This window comes from Enterobacter sp. ZOR0014 (genome assembly GCF_000798855.1).
Lineage (GTDB): Bacteria > Pseudomonadota > Gammaproteobacteria > Enterobacterales > Enterobacteriaceae > Enterobacter > Enterobacter kobei.
Genome location: NZ_JTLF01000110.1, coordinates 20516 through 39905, shown reverse-complemented (window position 1 = coordinate 39905; position 19390 = coordinate 20516). Strand labels below are relative to the sequence as shown.

General features: G+C 54.9%; 17 protein-coding genes. 11 read left to right on the top strand and 6 right to left on the bottom strand.

What is annotated here, in order from left to right; genetic code table 11:
* Positions 1-110 precede the first annotated feature (110 nt).
* Complete coding sequence (tcp, locus tag L977_RS05460; RefSeq protein WP_047625189.1) at positions 111-1772, top strand: methyl-accepting chemotaxis citrate transducer; 1662 nt, start codon at positions 111-113, stop codon at positions 1770-1772.
* 38 nt (positions 1773-1810) lie between these two features.
* Here the strand turns inward: tcp and smrA are convergent, their stop codons facing one another.
* Both smrA and L977_RS05450 read right to left on the bottom strand, forming a co-directional pair.
* Positions 1811-2374: a DNA endonuclease SmrA gene (gene smrA / locus L977_RS05455; RefSeq protein WP_014883610.1), complete on the bottom strand. Its 564-nt coding sequence runs from the start codon at positions 2372-2374 to the stop codon at positions 1811-1813.
* 340 nt (positions 2375-2714) lie between these two features.
* Positions 2715-3638, bottom strand: a complete 924-nt coding sequence (locus tag L977_RS05450; protein WP_047625186.1) for a LysR family transcriptional regulator — start codon at positions 3636-3638, stop codon at positions 2715-2717.
* Positions 3639-3813: 175 nt separating this feature from the next.
* Between L977_RS05450 and L977_RS05445 the strand changes: the two genes are divergently transcribed.
* The 7 genes from L977_RS05445 (at position 3814) to uspE (ending at position 10988) form a co-directional block, all read left to right on the top strand.
* Entirely contained in the window at positions 3814-5124 is a 1311-nt protein-coding gene (locus L977_RS05445) for a M20 family metallo-hydrolase (protein WP_023330272.1), read from the top strand.
* Positions 5124-6569 (top strand): M20 family metallopeptidase, encoded by a 1446-nt coding sequence (locus tag L977_RS05440; protein WP_047625182.1) that lies wholly within the window; start codon positions 5124-5126, stop codon positions 6567-6569. Before L977_RS05445 ends, L977_RS05440 begins: the two co-directional genes overlap by 1 nt.
* A gap of 41 nt (positions 6570-6610) precedes the next feature.
* A complete protein-coding gene (abgT, locus tag L977_RS05435; RefSeq protein ID WP_023330270.1) occupies positions 6611-8137 on the top strand; it encodes a p-aminobenzoyl-glutamate transporter in 1527 nt (508 codons plus the stop codon).
* 10 nt (positions 8138-8147) lie between these two features.
* Positions 8148-8663 carry a methylated-DNA--[protein]-cysteine S-methyltransferase gene (gene ogt / locus L977_RS05430; RefSeq protein WP_047625180.1) on the top strand — a complete coding sequence of 172 codons (516 nt, stop codon included), beginning with the start codon at positions 8148-8150 and terminating at the stop codon, positions 8661-8663.
* Positions 8664-8846: 183 nt separating this feature from the next.
* Entirely contained in the window at positions 8847-9599 is a 753-nt protein-coding gene (gene fnr / locus L977_RS05425; RefSeq protein ID WP_006174991.1) for a fumarate/nitrate reduction transcriptional regulator Fnr, read from the top strand.
* Between the two features lie 146 nt (positions 9600-9745).
* Complete coding sequence (locus L977_RS05420) at positions 9746-9928, top strand: hypothetical protein (RefSeq protein WP_014883604.1); 183 nt, start codon at positions 9746-9748, stop codon at positions 9926-9928.
* A 109-nt stretch (positions 9929-10037) separates the two neighbouring features.
* Entirely contained in the window at positions 10038-10988 is a 951-nt protein-coding gene (uspE, locus tag L977_RS05415; protein WP_014883603.1) for a universal stress protein UspE, read from the top strand.
* A gap of 39 nt (positions 10989-11027) precedes the next feature.
* Here uspE and L977_RS05410 read toward each other — a convergent pair whose 3' ends face one another.
* The 3 genes from L977_RS05410 to pntA all read right to left on the bottom strand — a co-directional run bounded on the left by L977_RS05410 (position 11028) and on the right by pntA (position 15173).
* Positions 11028-12137 carry a mechanosensitive ion channel family protein gene (locus L977_RS05410; RefSeq protein WP_023337201.1) on the bottom strand — a complete coding sequence of 370 codons (1110 nt, stop codon included), beginning with the start codon at positions 12135-12137 and terminating at the stop codon, positions 11028-11030.
* A gap of 107 nt (positions 12138-12244) precedes the next feature.
* Positions 12245-13633 carry a Re/Si-specific NAD(P)(+) transhydrogenase subunit beta gene (gene pntB / locus L977_RS05405; protein ID WP_023330269.1) on the bottom strand — a complete coding sequence of 463 codons (1389 nt, stop codon included), beginning with the start codon at positions 13631-13633 and terminating at the stop codon, positions 12245-12247.
* Between the two features lie 10 nt (positions 13634-13643).
* Complete coding sequence (gene pntA, locus L977_RS05400) at positions 13644-15173, bottom strand: Re/Si-specific NAD(P)(+) transhydrogenase subunit alpha (protein WP_023330268.1); 1530 nt, start codon at positions 15171-15173, stop codon at positions 13644-13646.
* Between the two features lie 535 nt (positions 15174-15708).
* On the opposite strand from pntA, the gene ydgH reads away from it, so the two are divergent.
* From ydgH to folM, 3 genes are all read left to right on the top strand, one after another.
* Positions 15709-16653 (top strand): DUF1471 family protein YdgH, encoded by a 945-nt coding sequence (gene ydgH, locus L977_RS05395; protein ID WP_014883599.1) that lies wholly within the window; start codon positions 15709-15711, stop codon positions 16651-16653.
* Positions 16654-16838: 185 nt separating this feature from the next.
* Positions 16839-18221, top strand: a complete 1383-nt coding sequence (locus L977_RS05390) for an amino acid permease (protein ID WP_023330267.1) — start codon at positions 16839-16841, stop codon at positions 18219-18221.
* A 40-nt stretch (positions 18222-18261) separates the two neighbouring features.
* The gene (folM, locus tag L977_RS05385; protein WP_014883597.1) at positions 18262-18984 is read left to right on the top strand and encodes a dihydromonapterin reductase; all 723 of its coding nucleotides are present in this window, start codon (positions 18262-18264) and stop codon (positions 18982-18984) included.
* On the opposite strand, the gene L977_RS05380 is transcribed toward folM, so the two are convergent.
* A complete protein-coding gene (locus L977_RS05380) occupies positions 18981-19316 on the bottom strand; it encodes a GlpM family protein (RefSeq protein ID WP_014883596.1) in 336 nt (111 codons plus the stop codon). The genes folM and L977_RS05380 overlap by 4 nt on opposite strands.
* Positions 19317-19390: the final 74 nt, after the last annotated feature.

Genomic DNA, 19390 nt, shown 5'->3' with positions numbered 1-19390 from the left:
AACAGGTTCCTGACCGGAGCCCTTCGTTAAGCGCGAGTTAAATTAAAGTTTAAATTCTATACGACGATAGTATTGGTGTACCTCTGCCTCTTCTCTAACGGACGACCGCTATGCTGAAAAATCTGCACGTGATTACCGGTATTATCTTTGCCCTCACCATATTCTGTCTGCTGCAAGTTGTCACGGGAGGGTTGTTCTACTCCGCCGTCAGCAACGATCGCCATAACTTCCAGAACTCCGGCGTGCTCAATGCCCAGCAGGAAAATCTGAGCGACAGCGTAAACACGCTGGTAAAAACGCGCGTCACCGTGACCCGCGTGGCGATCCGCTACCTGAAAAACCAGCGCGATCCGGCTTCCCTTGCCGCGATCAACAAACTGCTTGATACCGCAAGTGACTCGCTGGCTAAAGCAGAAACCTATAACAAAGCGTGGCAGAAACTGCCGCAGGTTAACGGCCAGAATGCGGCGTTAACTGACGAGATGCAAAAATCCTGGAATCAGATGCATGAGGTCATGCGTTTGTCGATTCAGTATCTTCGCGCCGACAACTACCAGGCCTATGGCGATCTGGATGCTCAGCAGGCTCAGGATGATATGGAAGCAGTCTACAACCGCTGGCGCGCCGAAAACAACACGCTGCTGAAAGCGGCAACCGAAGAGAACCAAAGCAGCTTTACGCAAATGCAGTGGACGCTGGCAGTCATTTTCCTGGCCGTTATCGCCGTGCTGGTGGTCATCTGGCAGGGGTTACAACACCTGCTGTTAAAACCACTCAACACCATTATGAACCATATTCGCGCCATTGCGGGGGGCGACCTGACGCAGAATATCGCGCTCTCTGGCCGCAATGAAATGGGTCAACTGGCCGCAGGCCTGCATGAGATGCAACAATCTCTGGTGACTACCGTCAGCGCCGTGCGCGGCAGTACCGACTCCATCTACACCGGCGCAGGTGAAATTGCCGCAGGCAGCAACGATCTTTCCGCTCGCACCGAAGAGCAGGCCGCCTCGCTCGAAGAGACGGCCGCCAGCATGGAAGAGCTGACCGCGACGGTTAAACAGAACTCCGATAACGCCCGTCAGGCTACGTTACTGGCGAAGAATGCCTCTGAAACCGCAGCACGTGGTGGCCACGTCGTGGATAACGTGGTTCGCACCATGACCGAAATTGCCGACAGTTCCCAGCAGATTGCCCACATTACTGGCGTGATTGACAGCATCGCGTTCCAGACCAATATTCTGGCGCTTAACGCCGCGGTAGAAGCCGCACGCGCCGGGGAACAGGGGCGTGGTTTTGCGGTCGTCGCAGGCGAAGTTCGTACGCTGGCGAGCCGCAGTGCACAGGCGGCGAAAGAGATCAAAGGGCTTATCGAGAACTCCGTCAGCCGGGTGAATACCGGTTCTGAGCAGGTTAGCGAAGCGGGCGCGACCATGAAGGAGATTGTCGCCGCCGTGACCCGCGTAACCGATATCATGGGTGAGATTTCGTCGGCCTCCGATGAGCAGAGCCGCGGTATTGAACAGGTGAGCCTGGCCGTTTCGCAAATGGACAGCGTGACGCAGCAAAACGCCGCGCTGGTGCAGCAGTCCGCTACGGCGGCGGCGGCACTGGAAGATCAGTCCGAACAGCTGCGTCAGGCTGTGGCCGCGTTTCGTCTGAACGGAAAAGAACACGCGGTCACCTCACGTCCGGCAAATGTGAAAACGCCGCAACTACTGCGTCCGGCAACGGCTAACGCCACGCCTGACAGTCACTGGGAAACCTTCTGAGTCACAGGCGGGCGATCGCCTCGCCCGCGAAAACCGCCTTAACGGCTGCGCTTGGCGTGCCGTTCCCAGTTCTCCTGTTTCGCTTCATCGGATTTCCGCAGTGAAACGTAACATGCCCCGCTGCCGCCGTGATGCGGCAGCGCCACGCAGAAAGCCTGCACTTCCTCGAACTCAGTTAACCAGCGTGCCAGATAGCTGCGCACCACATTGGGATGCGAATTCTGTTCGCGCCCTTTCCCGTGAATGATGATCAGGTTACGTAATCCGTCACGACGGGCCTGACTGATAAAGGAATACAGCATCTGTCGGCAGCGTTCGGCGGGCTGACGCAACAGGTTTAAGCTGGCCTGTCGGTCGTATTTCCCCGAACGCAGCTTCTCTATAACGCCCTGCTGTACCCCTTCGCGCTGGAACGCCAGCGGTTCTTCAAGGGGCAGGAGTTCCAGAAACCCCAGCGTCAGAAAGTTGTCCAGCTGTTCAGTATCCATCTCCTGCCGCGCCCGTGCGTTTCTCATCGGCTGCCAGTGGATATCCGAGCAGCGCTTCATGGGCTGGACATCCTCCATGGCGTCAAGAAAAAGTGATTTGTCGTCAGGGTTCATGGGGATCCTCCGGCTACTTCTGAGGGAGGTACTATACCTGTGCCAGACATGTGTCTCAATAACCGTCAGCGGCCCACTCACGGCATATATATTTACCCGGCGAATATATAATAAGGGTGATACGCACTTAAACCAGACTTAACTAAAACTTCAGTGAAGGTAAAATAAGTGATTTACGTTAAAAATTCGTGAAATCAATCACTCGTCAACCTGTCTTTTTTCGGAAAAGGTGTTATAACTAAATAAACCTGCCCCATGGAAATAATACTCAGGACTGGCAAAAGGACGTACTGCTGTGTGTACTGTAGGGTCTGTCTGATGTCGGGCAGACTCTGTTTTTTTATTTTGAATTTTCCGCTGCGTCTATTTTTATCGCTTCCCTTCTGAATTGCGTAATTAAGGATTCGGCAAGAGGTGTCTGACGTGAATCACGTCGCTGAATTAAATAATACGCGGCTTTTGGAAGCGATTCGACAACCGGCAGAATGACGAGACGGTGCGCCAGAAGCGGGTCAGAGCCCAACTCCTGCGGCAGGATACTTAAAAAATCACTTTGCGCAACCAGGCTTATACAGGACGAAAATGTTTCACACACCACCCCAATTCGCGGTATTTGCGAGCGGTGGCGAAATAGATCTTCTAATTGCTTATAATAGCTTCCCCGCGGCGTCGGCATTGTCCAGTTATAATGCAAAAGTTCATTAATGGATGTTGCCCCTGTCGCCGGATGCCCTTCCCGGCAAAATACCGCAAAAGGTTTTTCAAACAACTTTTCGAACGTAAATTCATGGTCGTAAGGCCCCTGATAATAGGTGTTAATGGTGAAATCCAGCTCACCCTGGCGTAATTCATTGATCATCGACACCAACTGCCCTTCCATAATCCGCACCTTGACCTGGGGGTGTTGTGCATGAAAGCGCGTAATAACGGCGGGCATCAGGCTGCGTGAAACGCTGGCGCCCATCCCGATATTGATCTGCCCGGCCAGTTCCCCCTGCCGCTGGCGAATATCATCCTGCGCCGCACGCAACTCTTCCAGAATCAGTCTGGCGCGCTGGTAGAAGCCCTCGCCACACTCGGTCAAGGCAACACCTTTACTCCGGCGCACAAAAAGCTGTGCCGCCATACCCTCTTCCAGCTCTTTGATCGATTTGGTCAGCGCTGGCTGCGAAAGATTCAGCGTCCTGCTGGCACCGCGAATACTGCCCTGACGCGCGACTTCAACAAACGCCCGGATTTGATGAAATTTAATCTGAAATGTCATAGCCCGACCGATAACCGTTGTTTATCAGAGTAAAGAAACTGTCATCTACTTTAATGGAAAGGGATGTGCGAGGGTAATTCCTGAACGGTTAAAACTGTGAAAAATCGGTTAGTGATAAGTAAAAACTATCACAGCGTGAAGCAGTTCACATTTTTTAATGATGACGGGAAGAGATATGGACACACTGGCGCAGTACATCCAGACATTAACGCCGCAGCTGAGCGCGTGGCGTCGCGATTTTCACCATTTTGCGGAATCCGGCTGGGTAGAGTTTAGAACTGCAGCGAAAGTCGCTGAAATTCTTGATTCGCTGGGGTACGAACTGGCGATGGGGCGTGATGTGGTGGATGCCGAAAGCCGAATGGGATTGCCCGATGACGCAACGCTGGCGCGAGAATTTGCCCGAGCGCGTGCGCAAGGCGCCCCCGAAAAATGGCTGGCACCGTTTGAAGGCGGATTTACCGGCATTGTGGCGACCCTTAAGACTGGCCGCCCGGGGCCAACCCTGGCGTTTCGCGTAGACATGGATGCCCTTGATTTAAGCGAAGCGCAGGACAACAGCCATCGCCCGTTCCGCGACGGTTTTGCCTCCTGCAACCCGGGAATGATGCACGCCTGCGCGCATGACGGCCATACCACCATTGGTCTGGGACTGGCGCAGGTGCTTAAGCAGAATGAAGCGCAGCTCAACGGCACCATCAGGCTCATCTTTCAGCCTGCCGAAGAAGGGACGCGCGGCGCACGCGCTATGGTTGCCGCCGGGGCGCTGGATGGCGTGGACTATTTTACTGCCATCCATATCGGTACCGGCGTGCCTGCCGGAACGGCGATCTGCGGCAGCGATAACTTTATGGCGACCACCAAGTTCGACGTGAATTTTACGGGCGTTGCCGCACACGCAGGCGGAAAACCGGAGGACGGGCGAAACGCCCTGCTCGCCGCCGCGCAGGCCGCTCTCGCCTTACACAGCATCGCACCGCACAGTGAAGGGGCTTCCCGCGTCAACGTCGGGGTCATGCAGGCCGGAAGCGGCCGCAACGTGGTGCCCGCGAATGCGCTCATCAAAGTGGAAACCCGCGGGGAAAGCGAAGCCATAAATCAGTATGTCTTTGAACGCGCGCAGGCCGTCATTACCGGGGCGGCCGCACTCTACGGCGTGAAGGCGGAGATGCGTCTGATGGGGGCCGCCACCTCCAGCGCGCCCACACCGGCCTGGGTTGATTATCTGCGCGAACAGGCGAGCCAGGTTTCCGGCATTGATCGCGCTATCGATAAGGTCAAAGCCCCCGCCGGCTCCGAAGACGCCACGCTGATGATGGCCCGCGTGCAGCAAAACGGCGGCATGGCGTCGTATATGGTATTCGGCACGGATTTGAGCGCTGGCCATCACAACGAAAAATTCGACTTCGATGAACAGGTTATGGCTATCGCCATCGAAACGCTGGCGCGGACTGCGCTCAATTTTCCGTGGACGCGAGGTGTGTAATGCAGGAGAACTACGCTTTTATTGCCGATGCCATCGATACGCGATGTCAAACGCTAACCGATATAGCCGATGCCATCTGGGATCACCCTGAAACCCGCTTTGAAGAATTTTGGTCCGCCGAACGACTCGCCGGCGCGCTGGAGGCCGAAGGCTTTACGTTGACTCGCGAGGCTGGAGGTATTCCAAACGCTTTTATTGCGAGCTACGGCAGTGGGAAACCGGTTATCGCCCTGCTCGGTGAATACGATGCGCTGGCCGGGCTAAGCCAGCAGGCGCATTGTGCAACCGCGCAATCCGCCACGCCGGGAGCGAATGGTCACGGCTGCGGGCATAACCTCCTGGGCACCGCGGCGCTGGCCGGTGCGGTGGCGGTAAAAAGCTGGCTTGAACAGCATGGCGGTAGCGGAACGGTGCGTTTTTACGGCTGCCCCGGGGAAGAAGGCGGCTCCGGCAAAACCTTTATGGTGCGGGAAGGACTGTTTGATGACGTCGATGCCGCCGTCACCTGGCACCCGGAAGCCTTTGCCGGCATGTTTAACGTCAGCACCCTGGCCAATATTCAGGCCGCCTGGCGTTTTCACGGCGTGGCGGCGCATGCGGCCAACTCCCCTCATCTGGGGCGCAGCGCGCTGGATGCCGTGACGCTGATGACGACCGGCACCAACTTCCTTAATGAACACATCATTGAGAAAGCGCGTGTCCATTACGCCATCACCGATACCGGCGGGATTTCGCCCAACGTGGTGCAGGCCCAGGCCGAAGTGCTGTACCTGATCCGCGCCCCGGAGATGGCCGATGCGCAGCAGATCTACGAACGCATTGAGAAAATCGCCCAGGGCGCGGCAATGATGACCGAAACCACCGTGGAGTGTCGCTTTGATAAAGCCTGCTCCAGCTACCTGCCGAACCGCACGCTTGAGGCGGCAATGTATCGGGCATTACAACACTACGGCACGCCGGCGTGGACTGCTGAAGAGCGCGACTTTGCCCGTGAGATCCGCGCTACGCTCACGCCCAACGACCTGCAGAACAGCCTCAAAAATATAGCCGCCACGGGCGGAGACGCCGGTAAAGCCTTTGCCCGCCATCATCAGGAGACACTCCTGGTGGATGAGATTGCGCCCTATGCCATTACCGATAACGTGCTGGCGGGTTCAACGGATGTGGGTGACGTCAGCTGGAAAATGCCGGTCGCCCAGTGCTTCAGCCCCTGCTTTACCGTGGGAACGCCGCTGCATACCTGGCAACTGGTGGCACAGGGGCGAACCTCCATTGCTCACAAAGGCATGCTGCTGGCCGGGAAAGTCATGGGCGCCACGGCACTGAATCTGCTGCAGGATGCAGCCCTGCTAAAAAAATGTCGTGAAGAGTTCGAACAACAAATACAAGAAAAACCGTACGTGTGTCCGATCCCACAGGGCGTGACACCGTCACCTTTAAAATAAAAAAACACAACACAACAACACAACACTCCCGAGGAACGCCCATGAGTATGTCATCCATACCTTCGCATTCCCCATCCGGTAAGCTCTATGGCTGGGTTGAAAGGATCGGCAATAAAGTGCCACACCCTTTCCTGCTGTTTATCTATCTGATTGTCATTTTGATGGTTGCCACCGCCGTGCTCTCCGCCTTTGACGTGAGCGTGCGAAGTCCGGCCGATGGCAGCCTGGTGGCGGTGAAAAACCTGCTCAGCGTTGACGGGCTGCACTGGTTTTTACCTAACGTCATAAAAAACTTCAGCGGCTTCGCCCCGCTGGGCGCCATTCTGGCACTGGTATTAGGGGCCGGGCTGGCAGAGCGCGTGGGTTTGCTGCCTGCATTGATGGTAAAAATGGCATCCCACGTCAGCGCACGTTACGCCAGCTATATGGTGCTGTTTATCGCCTTCTTCAGCCATATCTCCTCCGACGCCGCGCTGGTGATCATGCCGCCAATGGGGGCGTTGATCTTCCTCGCCGTCGGGCGGCACCCGGTGGCGGGCCTGCTGTCGGCAATTGCGGGTGTCGGCTGCGGATTTACCGCCAACCTGCTGATTGTCACCACCGACGTATTGCTCTCGGGCATCAGCACGGAGGCGGCGAAAACCATTGACGCAGCAATGCACGTCAGCGTAATTGACAACTGGTACTTTATGGCCAGCTCAGTGATTGTTCTGACGATTGTCGGCGGGCTGATTACCGACAAGATCATCGAGCCGCGTCTGGGCAAATGGGAAGGCCGTAGCGATGAAACGCTGGAGACGCTGAGCAAAGAGCAGAAATTCGGCCTGCGCGTGGCCGGTATTGTCTCGCTGATATTCATCGCCATGGTCGCGCTGATGGTAGTGCCGGAAAACGGTATTCTGCGCGATCCGGTTAAACATACCGTCCTGCCCTCGCCGTTTATACAGGGTATTGTGCCGCTGATCATTCTCTTCTTCTTTGTCGTTTCGCTCGCTTATGGTATCGCCACCGGCAAAATTCGCCGTCAGGGCGATCTGCCGCAGCTGATGATCGAACCGATGAAAGAGATGGCGGGTTTTATCGTCATGGTGTTCCCGCTGGCGCAGTTTGTGGCGATGTTTAACTGGAGCAACATGGGCAAGTTTATGGCCGTGGGCCTGACCGACGCGCTGGAAGCTGCCGGATTAAGCGGCGTACCGGCGTTTGTCGGCCTGGCGCTATTGTCGTCCCTGCTGTGCATGTTCATCGCCAGCGGCTCCGCCATCTGGTCGATTCTGGCCCCCATCTTCGTGCCGATGTTTATGATGCTGGGCTTCCATCCGGCGTTTGCGCAGATCCTGTTCCGCATCGCCGATTCGTCAGTGATCCCGCTTGCACCGGTTTCGCCGTTTGTCCCGCTGTTTTTAGGCTTTCTGCAGCGCTATAAACCCGAGGCAAAACTGGGTACCTACTATTCGCTGGTTTTGCCCTACCCGCTTATCTTTTTAGGGGTATGGCTGGTGATGCTGGTGGCATGGTATCTTGTCGGCCTGCCGATTGGGCCGGGGATCTACCCGAGGCTGAACTAAAGGAATGAGGATGCTGAGATTACTCGAAGATAAAATTGCGACGCCGCTTGGGCCGCTGTGGGTGATCGCGGACGAGCAGTCTTGTCTGCGCGCCGTTGAATGGGAAGAGCACAGCGACCGCATGGAAGAGCTGCTGAACATTCATTATCGGGCGCAAGGTTTTGAACGTATCCGCGCCACCAATCCGGGTGGGCTGAGCGATAAGCTTGCGGCGTACTTCGAGGGCGATCTCAGCATCATCGATACACTCCCCACCGCCACGGCTGGCACCCCTTTCCAGCGTGAAGTGTGGCAGGCGCTGCGGGCCATTCCCTGCGGGCAGGTCATGCATTACGGCCAGCTCGCGGAGCAGCTGGGCAGCGCAGGCGCCGCGCGTGCGGTGGGGGCCGCCAATGGCTCTAATCCCGTTAGCATTGTCGTTCCCTGCCATCGCGTCATCGGACGCAACGGTACCCTGACCGGCTATGCCGGTGGCGTGCAGCGCAAGGAGTGGTTGCTGCGTCACGAAGGATATCTTCTGCTGTAGATCCCAGGCTTTTTGTGCTTAATTTTCTACCGGTTAGGCTAAAAATCCATAATCAAGCTGTGGAATTTCAAGAAGATGGCGACACATTGCCGTCTCTTGTCCTTATTGATGGTTTGTCAGGCTTACGTACTTACCAAAAAGATGTTAAAATTGACCAATATCAATTAAGGCTTGAGCAAACCTATGATCCCGGAAAAGCGAATTATACGACGCATTCAGTCTGGCGGTTGTGCTATCCATTGCCAGGATTGCAGCATCAGCCAGCTCTGTATCCCGTTTACCCTGAATGAGCATGAACTCGATCAGCTTGATAATATCATCGAGCGCAAAAAGCCTATTCAGAAAGGGCAGACGCTGTTTAAAGCCGGAGACGAACTGAAATCGCTCTATGCTATCCGCTCTGGCACCATCAAGAGCTATACCATCACCGAACAGGGTGATGAGCAGATCACCGGCTTCCATCTGGCGGGTGACCTGGTGGGCTTTGATGCCATCGGCACAGGCCATCACCCGAGCTTTGCTCAGGCGCTTGAAACCTCTATGGTTTGCGAAATCCCGTTTGAAACGCTGGACGACCTGTCCGGTAAGATGCCTAACCTGCGTCAGCAGATGATGCGTCTGATGAGCGGTGAGATCAAAGGCGATCAGGACATGATTCTGCTGCTTTCTAAAAAGAATGCAGAAGAGCGCCTGGCCGCGTTTATCTACAACCTCTCCCGCCGCTTCGCCGAACGGGGTTTCTCGCCGCGCGAATTCCGTCTGACCATGACCCGTGGTGATATCGGTAACTACCTGGGCCTGACCGTGGAAACCATCAGCCGTCTGCTGGGTCGTTTCCAGAAAAGCGGGATGCTGGCCGTTAAGGGTAAATACATCACTATCGAAAACGGTGAAGCACTGGCCGTGCTTGCCGGTCATGCCCGCAACGTGGCATAACTCTCCGCATGTTGATCACCAGACTGATAAATTCACATGATTTATTAGTCTGGTATAATCACTTCCGCTTTAAGCCGTCTTCACCGTAGCACATCCCCACACAGCGCCTGAAAGGTTGTCGTTGAGGTTATGAATTGAGAGAAAGTTTGTTTTTCGTTTCAGTCGTGATTGCCTCAGTGACCTTTATCTTCATCTGGATCATGCTTGTCGGCCCAATGAAGGGGGAGGAAAAAACCTACGTTCAGGACTCCACGACGTTTGCAATAGCGGTGATGGTGCTGCTGTTTATTGCGTTTATCGCGGTGACAACCACGGTGCTTTTCCTCTGATAAATTTTCATGAATTATTGATCTGACAAAAGCTCTCCTCTGTTTCATTCAGGATATATAGGTTACTCTTTTACTTACAGACTGTGGTGACAGTAGTAAGGAGACCTGTATGGCCAAGTATCAAAACATGCTGGTAGCTATCGATCCTAATCAGGACGATCAGCCGGCATTACGACGTGCTGTGTATCTACATCAACGGATTGGCGGCAAAATCAAAGCGTTTTTGCCGATCTATGACTTCTCGTATGAGATGACCACCCTTCTGTCGCCTGACGAGCGCACCGCTATGCGTCAGGGCGTCATCAGTCAGCGTACCGCGTGGATCCGTGAACAGGCGAAGTATTACCTTGAAGCGGGGGTTCCTATTGATATCAAAGTGGTCTGGCATAACCGACCTTTTGAAGCCATTATCCAGGAAGTCGTTGCCGGTGGACACGACCTGCTGCTGAAGATGGCGCACCAGCACGACAAGCTGGAATCCGTGATCTTCACCCCAACCGACTGGCACTTGCTGCGTAAATGCCCTTGCCCGGTCTGGATGGTGAAAGACCAGCCGTGGCCGGAGGGCGGGAAAGCCGTGGTGGCAGTAAACCTCGCCAGCGAAGAGGATTATCATAATTCACTCAACGAGAAGCTGGTGAAGGAAACCATCCAGCTCGCTGACCAGGTCAATCACACTGAAGTGCATCTGGTGGGCGCCTATCCAGTCACCCCAATCAATATCGCCATTGAGTTGCCTGAATTTGACCCCAGCGTCTATAACGACGCCATTCGCGGCCAGCATTTGCTGGCCATGAAAGCGCTGCGCCAGAAGTTCAGCATTGACGAGAACATGACGCACGTAGAGAAAGGGCTGCCTGAAGAGGTGATCCCGGATTTAGCAGAACATTTGCAGGCCGGGATTGTGGTCCTGGGGACCATTGGCCGGACCGGTATTTCTGCCGCGTTCCTCGGCAATACCGCCGAACAGGTGATCGACCATCTGCGCTGTGACCTGCTGGTCATTAAGCCAGATGAGTTCCAGACGCCGATTGAGCTGGACGATCCGGAAGACGATTAATATAACCCTGTCAGCCCGCCGCTCCGGCGGGCTTTTTTTTCAGCTCTCCATCACCGGCTTCGGCTGTTCACCCGGCTCATCCTGCATCCACGGCGCGTGCAATACCATGCTCGGCAGTGCCAGCTTAATCTCCTGAGCATTCAGCCCTTCAAGAATACGGATATTGATCTCCTGCTGGATATCCATGTATTTGTTGTAATCCGCGGTATTGACGATATGAACGACTTCAAACGTCAGACGGTCGCGGTCAAATCCGAGAAAATGGGCACGATCGAATTTTGTCTCACCCACATCGGTGATGATTTGCCTGACCATATCCCCCACGTAGCGCAGCTTATCAGGCGCCGTGTCGCTGGCCACGCCAAAGGTAAAGACGATACGACGTGTCTGCATACGTTTGTAGTTGTGGAGCGTTTGCTGGAGCAAAATGGCGTTGCCGCAGACGATCTGCTCCCCGCTCAGGCTGCGTATGCGGGTCGTTTTAAGGCCAATGTGCTCTACCGTCCCCGCCACGTCGTTGAACACCACAAAATCACCAATTTCAAACGGCTTATCAAAACCAATGGACAGGGAGGCAAACACGTCGCTCAGGATCGTTTGTACGGCGAGAGCGATGGCAATCCCCCCCACCCCAAGGCTGGCAACCAGAGCAGTGATGTTGACGCCCGCGTTAGCAAGAATAGACAGCAGCATCACTGACCAGACAATGGCACGGAGAATAAGCCCCGTGATCACCAGCGTAACCGGGTTTTTATGACTTCCCGGTGCCAGCATGACGTGACGTAGCCACGACACAACGCCCTGATCCATCCACAGTGCCACCTGAATCGCGAAAACCAGGAACCAGGCATGGCTGACCGTGCCAAAAAGATGATCGGGTAAGTCAACAAAACGCAGGCTGAACAGAAGTGCTACGACAAAAAGCAGGATCCGACTCGTCCTGTTAAGCATATCGCTCAGGATAAAACGCATCCGGTTGGTGGTCGGGTGTTTGTCGCCCCAGGTGGTGATCCCTTTCTTAACGAACGCGATCAGGCGCGTCAGCAGCCAGTACACCAGCAGCGTGACAAAGACAACCGTGGCGACGCCTACCCAAAATGTCGGCGTCATCATCAACGCGATGATGTCGAAGCGGGACAGAAATTGCATTACACCTCCTCGTCTTACACAAAGGGTAAAGTATAGACAGAGGAGAAAAGTTGACCGCAGAAATAAGAAAACCGCCCCGAAGAGCGGTTTGTCAGGGTGAAGCGAAATTACAGTGCTTTCAGAATCGCATCCACGCTGGCTTTGGCGTCGCCAAACAGCATGTGGGTGTTCTCTTTGAAGAACAGCGGGTTCTGCACGCCAGCATAGCCGGTGTTCATAGAGCGTTTGAAGACAATCACGTTCTGCGCCTTCCATACTTCCAGAACCGGCATACCCGCGATTGGGCTGCGCGGATCGTCCTGCGCCGCCGGGTTAACGGTGTCGTTAGCGCCAATGACCAGCACGGTGTCGGTATCGGCGAAATCATCGTTGATCTCGTCCATCTCCAGCACGATGTCGTAAGGCACTTTCGCTTCCGCCAGCAGCACGTTCATGTGGCCTGGCAGACGTCCCGCCACCGGGTGAATACCAAAGCGAACCTTGATCCCACGCGCGCGCAGCTTCTCAGTAATTTCTGCGACCGGATACTGCGCCTGCGCCACCGCCATGCCATAGCCCGGGGTGATAATGACCGAGTGCGAGTTTTTCAGCATCTCTGCGGTATCTTCCGCGCTGATCTCACGGTGCTCACCCACTTCTTCATCAGAACCGGTAGAGGAGCCGTCAGAACCAAATCCCCCGGCGATAACGCTGATAAACGAACGGTTCATCGCCTTACACATGATGTAAGACAGGATCGCACCAGATGAACCCACCAGCGCACCGGTGACGATCAGCAGGTCGTTGCTCAGCATAAAGCCTGCCGCCGCCGCCGCCCAACCGGAGTAGGAGTTCAGCATGGAGACCACCACCGGCATATCCGCACCACCGATAGACGCCACCAGGTGCCAGCCAAATGCCAGCGCGATGAGGGTCATCACCAGTAATGCCAGCACCTGCAGGCCCACGCTTTCGGTACGCACGAAGATGACCATCAGTACAAACGATACCACCAGCGCCGCCAGGTTCAGCTTGTGACGGTTTGGCAGCATCAGCGGTTTAGACGAAATCTTACCGCGCAGTTTGCCGAACGCCACAATTGAGCCGGTGAAGGTCACCGCACCAATAAAGATGCCGAGGAACACTTCGGTCAGGTGAATGTTGACCAGAATCGGTTCCAGACCCGGTTCGTGATACAGGTAGCTGTTGAAGCCCACCAGCACGGCCGCCAGACCCACAAAGCTGTGCAGAATAGCAACCAGCTCCGGCATCTCGGTCATTTCAACGCGTTTCGCCAGGCGAATACCGATCGCGCCGCCGATGATCATCGCCACCAGGATCCACGCCACGTTGCCGGTGTCCGGCCCGAAGATGGTGGCGATCAGCGCAATCGCCATCCCGGCGATACCAAAGTTATTCCCCTGCTGAGACGTTTCGTGTTTGGAAAGCCCCGCCAGACTGAAAATAAACAGGATTGCAGCAACAATGTATGCGGCTGTGACTAATCCTCCAGACATATGCTACCCCTTAGCCTTTACGAAACATTTTCAGCATGCGCTGAGTCACGGTGAAACCACCGAAAATATTGATACTGGCGATCAGCACCGCAATAAAGCTCAGGAAGCTGATCCAGCCGCCGTGACCAATCTGCAGTAACGCCCCGACCACGATAATCCCGGAGATGGCGTTGGTTACCGACATCAGCGGCGTGTGCAACGCGTGGGAGACGTTCCACACCACGTAGTAACCGACCACGCAGGAGAGCGCGAAGACGGTAAAGTGGCCGAGGAACTCTTTCGGCGCGACGTCAGCCAGCCAGCCGAACAGGATAATGACCAGCGCCATGATGGCGTATTTACGCCATGGAGACGCCGGTTTAGCGGGTTCTTTTGGCTCTGGCGCCGCTTTCGGCGCGGCCTGAGGTTGAGCAGAAACCTGAATCGGCGGTGCCGGCCAGGTGATTTCACCATCACGGACAACGGTAACACCACGCACCACGACATCGTCGAAATCAACGGTGACGTTTCCGTCTTTCTCTTTGCACAGCAGCTTCAGCAGGTTAACCAGGTTGGTGCCGTACAGCTGAGACGACTGCGTTGGCAGGCGGCCTGGCAGATCGGTATAGCCGATCACCTTCACGCCGTTGGCGGTGGTCGTCACCTGATTAGCAACGGTGTACTCACAGTTACCGCCGTTTTGCGCCGCCAGGTCGACAATCACGCTGCCCGGCTTCATGGAATCCACCATCTCACGGGTGATAAGCTTCGGCGCAGGTTTACCCGGAATCAGCGCGGTGGTCACAATAATGTCGACATCTTTCGCCTGAGCGGCGAAGAGTTCCATTTCGGCTTTGATAAAGGCTTCGGACATGACTTTCGCGTAACCGTCACCGCTGCCCGCTTCTTCCTTGAAGTCCAGCTCAAGGAATTCGGCACCCATACTCTGGACCTGTTCCTTCACCTCCGGACGGGTATCAAATGCGCGCACGATAGCGCCGAGGCTGTTTGCCGCACCGATTGCGGCAAGCCCTGCCACACCCGCACCAATCACCATGACTTTTGCCGGAGGGACTTTCCCCGCCGCGGTGATCTGACCGGTAAAGAAACGACCAAATTCGTGAGCCGCTTCCACAATCGCGCGATAACCCGCAATGTTAGCCATGGAGCTTAAGGCATCAAGCGACTGCGCGCGCGAAATACGCGGCACGGAGTCCATCGCCATCACGGTCACGCCACGTGCAGCCAGCTTCTCCATAAGCGCTGGATTTTGCGCAGGCCAGATGAAGCTCACCAGCGTGGTGCCCGGATTCAGCAGCGCAATCTCACTCTCTTCCGGTGCGTTAACCTTCAGAATAACCGGCGACTGCCAGACTTCAGCACCGTCCACCACTTCCGCACCCGCCTGGATAAAGGCCTCGTCATCGAAACTCGCCAGTTTGCCTGCGCCGCTTTCAACCGCGACGGTAAAACCCAGCTTAAGCAGTTGCTCCACCGTTTTCGGTGTTGCCGCTACGCGGGTTTCATTGGCTAACCGTTCTTTTGGTACCCCAATACGCATAGTTTTCCCTTCCATCGGTTTTTGATGATGGTTTGTCGATAAATGCCCGCGGTTTGTATCAATTTTCGCCATTCTCATAGCGATGAGAGATGATTAACCCCGGAAAATAAAACAGTAACAAACTGTCTATAACCTACTGAAAATAGCGCCCGTGATCTACCGCCAGAAAACACTATTTCTTACTTTATCTGTGAAAAATAAGCGATCGGCGTCACTGACAGTGATATTTACCTTAAATTCATCGCCAGAACCGATAAATAGCGCAAGCGAAGCGGTAAAAACATGATATAGCGCCATAAGAGAACAAGTTATTAACATTAAATTAACTTGTAAAAGTCATATGCTTTATCAGTTTTACTTGTCAAACGCCTGTTTTTTCAACATATCACTAAATGTTATCGAATTCGTTAATTCAGTGAGCACAGGCAGTGAAAAATGGCGCAGACAGCGACGGGTTTTAAATGCCATAATCGGGGCCGTCTCAAATTAACAACAATACCAGTACATGGTTTGCGCAAGGCGAAGGATTATTTTTATGAAGCTTAAGAACACACTCCTGGCGTCCGCACTTCTCTGTGCGACCGCCCTGTCTGCGAATGCCGCAACAGAGTTAACGCCAGAGCAAGCGGCAGCGTTAAAACCTTTTGACCATACGGTCATTGTGGGTCGTTATAATTCTATTGGCGATGCCGTCGCCGCCGCATCAAAAGCCGCTGATAAAAACGGGGCGGCCTCGTTTTACGTTGTTGACCAGTCTGATTATGGCAACAGCGGCAACCAGCGCGTAACCATTGCGCTGTATAAAGACAATGCGCCAAAAGCAGACGCACCGAAAAACCGTGTGATTAACGGTATCGTTGAGCTGCCAAAAGATCAGGCGATTGAGCTGGAACCGTACGACACCGTTACCGTTCAGGGCTTCTATCGCAGCCAGCCTGAAGTGAACGATGCCATCACCAAAGCCGCGAAAGAGAAAGGGGCCTACTCGTTCTATATCGTGCGCCAGGTGGATGCTAACCAGGGCGGCAACCAGCGTATTACCGCATTCATCTATAAAGAAGATGCGAAGAAACGCGTTCTGCAGAGCCCGGATGCCATCCCTGCTGACTCCGAAGCGGGTCGCGCGGCGATAGCGAAAGGCGGCGAAGAAGCGAAGAAAGTTGAAATTCCAGGCGTAGCGACGACTGCGGCACCAAGCGCTGAAGTGGGCCGTTTCTTTGAAACGCAATCCACGAAAGGTGGCCGCTATTCCGTGACGCTGCCAGACGGCACCAAAATTGAAGAGCTGAACAAAGCCACTGCTGCACAGATGGTGCCGTTCGACAGCATCAAGTTTACCGGCAACTACGGCAACATGACGGAAGTCTCTTACCAGGTCGCGAAGCGTGCGGCGAAGAAAGGGGCGAAGTATTACCATATCACCCGCCAGTGGCAGGAACGTGGTAACAACGTGACCATCAGCGCCGATCTGTACAAGTAACAAAATCATTGACCAAAGGCGGCGCAATGCCGCCTTTTTTTGTTACTTTTTTCGAATTTCTGCCACACATCATTGCATGCTTTCGTGACACTCCGTAAAATCCCGCGCCTTAGTGTAATCCACCATTTTTATGCGCCGCAGCGAAATAATTATTCTGGATTTGGACTTTTCATAACAGGAAGCCAATGGAAAAGAAACTTGGCCTGAGTGCTCTGACTGCACTCGTTTTAAGCTCAATGCTGGGTGCGGGCGTATTCAGTTTACCGCAGAACATGGCTGCCGTCGCAAGCCCCGCCGCGTTACTCATCGGCTGGGGGATTACCGGCGTCGGGATATTGCTGCTGGCGTTCGCCATGCTGCTGCTCACCCGCATTCGCCCCGATCTGGACGGCGGTATTTTCACCTATGCGCGTGAAGGATTTGGCGAGCTGATCGGCTTCTGCTCCGCCTGGGGCTACTGGCTGTGCGCGGTGATCGCCAACGTCTCCTATCTGGTGATCGTTTTCTCAGCGCTCAGCTTCTTTACCGATACGCCTGAACTGCGTCTGTTTGGTGACGGCAATACCTGGCAATCAATTGTCGGTGCCTCGGTGCTGCTCTGGGTCGTTCACTGGCTGATTTTGCGCGGCGTCCAGACCGCCGCCAGCATCAACCTGGTGGCAACGCTGGCGAAACTGGTGCCGCTCGGCCTGTTTATCGTACTGGCCTTTATTGCGTTTCGTCTTGATGTGTTTACGCTTGATTTCAGCGGCATTGCGCTGGGCGTTCCGGTCTGGGAGCAGGTGAAAAACACGATGCTGATCACCCTGTGGGTATTCATCGGCGTTGAGGGGGCAGTCGTGGTCTCTGCCCGCGCGCGTAACAAACGTGATGTGGGCCGTGCCACGCTGCTGGCTGTCCTGGCAGCGTTGGGCGTGTATCTGCTGGTCACGCTGCTGTCGCTGGGCGTGGTGGCGCGTCCTGAACTGGCCGAAATGCGTAACCCGTCAATGGCCGGGCTGATGGTGAAAATGCTTGGCCCGTGGGGTGACGTTGTGATTGCCGCGGGATTGATCGTCTCCGTCTGCGGCGCGTACCTGAGCTGGACCATCATGGCGGCTGAAGTGCCGTTCCTGGCCGCGACGCACAAAGCGTTTCCACGCCTGTTTGCCCGTCAAAACCAAAATAATGCCCCTTCAGCGTCTCTCTGGCTGACCAATATTAGCGTTCAGGTCTGTCTGGTGCTGATCTGGCTCACAGGTTCAGACTATAACACCCTGCTGACCATCGCCTCAGAGATGATTCTGGTACCCTATTTCTTAGTGGGCGCGTATTTGTTAAAAATCGCCACGCGTCCGGCGCATTATATCGTGGGTATCGGGGCCTGTATTTACGGTCTGTGGTTGTTGTATGCTTCCGGGCCTATGCATCTGCTGCTGTCGGTAGTGCTGTATGCGCCGGGTCTGCTGGTGTTTATCTACGCCCGCCGTACGCATCAACTGGAGAACGCGCTGAGACGGCGTGAGATGGCCTTAATCGGACTGTTACTGGTTGCTGCCGTTCCGGCAACCTGGATGTTAATGGGATAGCCCTCGTCTTTCCCATTGTTGAACTGTAAAGGAGAATACGATGGGAAATACACCGCTTCGCCCAATACTGATCACGGGTGGAGGCCGCCGTATCGGCCTCGCCCTCGCCCATCATTTTCTCAACCTTCGCCATCCGGTCATTGTCAGTTACCGTACGGAATACCCGTCAATTGAGGGTTTGCGCAAAGCCGGAGCCGTCTGTATTCAGGCCGATTTTTCCACTGATGAGGGCATTCTGGCCTTTGCTGAGAAGGTGAAAGCCACCACCACGGGGTTGCGCGCCGTGATCCATAACGCCAGCGCCTGGCGGGCCGAGAAACCCGGCACGTCACTCAGCGAAACGCTCTCCGCGATGCTGCAGATCCACGTCAATGCCCCTTATCTGCTTAACCACGCCCTGCAGGATCTGCTGCGTGGCCATGGTCATGCTGCGGGGGACATTATTCACTTCACCGACTATGTAGTGGAACGCGGCAGCGACAAGCACATCGCCTATGCGGCCAGTAAAGCCGCGCTGGATAACATGACGCGTTCGTTCGCCCGCAAGCTCGCGCCTGAGGTGAAGGTGAATGCCATCGCTCCGGCGATGATTTTATTTAATGAAAACGATGATGCGGAGTATCGCCAGCAGGCGCTCAATAAGTCGCTCATGAAAATAGCCCCAGGCGAGAAAGAGGTGATCGACCTTGTGGATTACCTGCTCACCAGTTGCTATGTCACCGGCAGAACCTTTGCCGTGGACGGCGGCCGCCCGTTACGCTAGTGAAAGCGGCTCCAGAAGAAAATTAACACCCAGGCGCTGAGCCCCCAGCAAACCACTGCCCCGCCCAGCGCCAGGGGAAGCCGTAGAAAACCGGTGAAATACCATAACGAAAGCAGGTAGAGAAAATAGGGGATGATAGACCACATACCAAACACAATGGTGGTGCGTAGCGCCTCGGTTCCCCGTTCAGACGCCACAATATAATGGGCAATAAGCGCAAAGGTCGGGAACAGCGGGATCAGCCCGGCAATATAGTAGTTTTTGGTTTTTGCCAGAATGCCTATCAGTAACACCACCAGCGCTCCCAGCGCCGCTTTGATCACCAGCCCCATACTTTTTCCTATAACAATCAAATAACAATATGAGCCAGAATAACGGAAGCGGCGTTAATTTTGAAAGATTAATG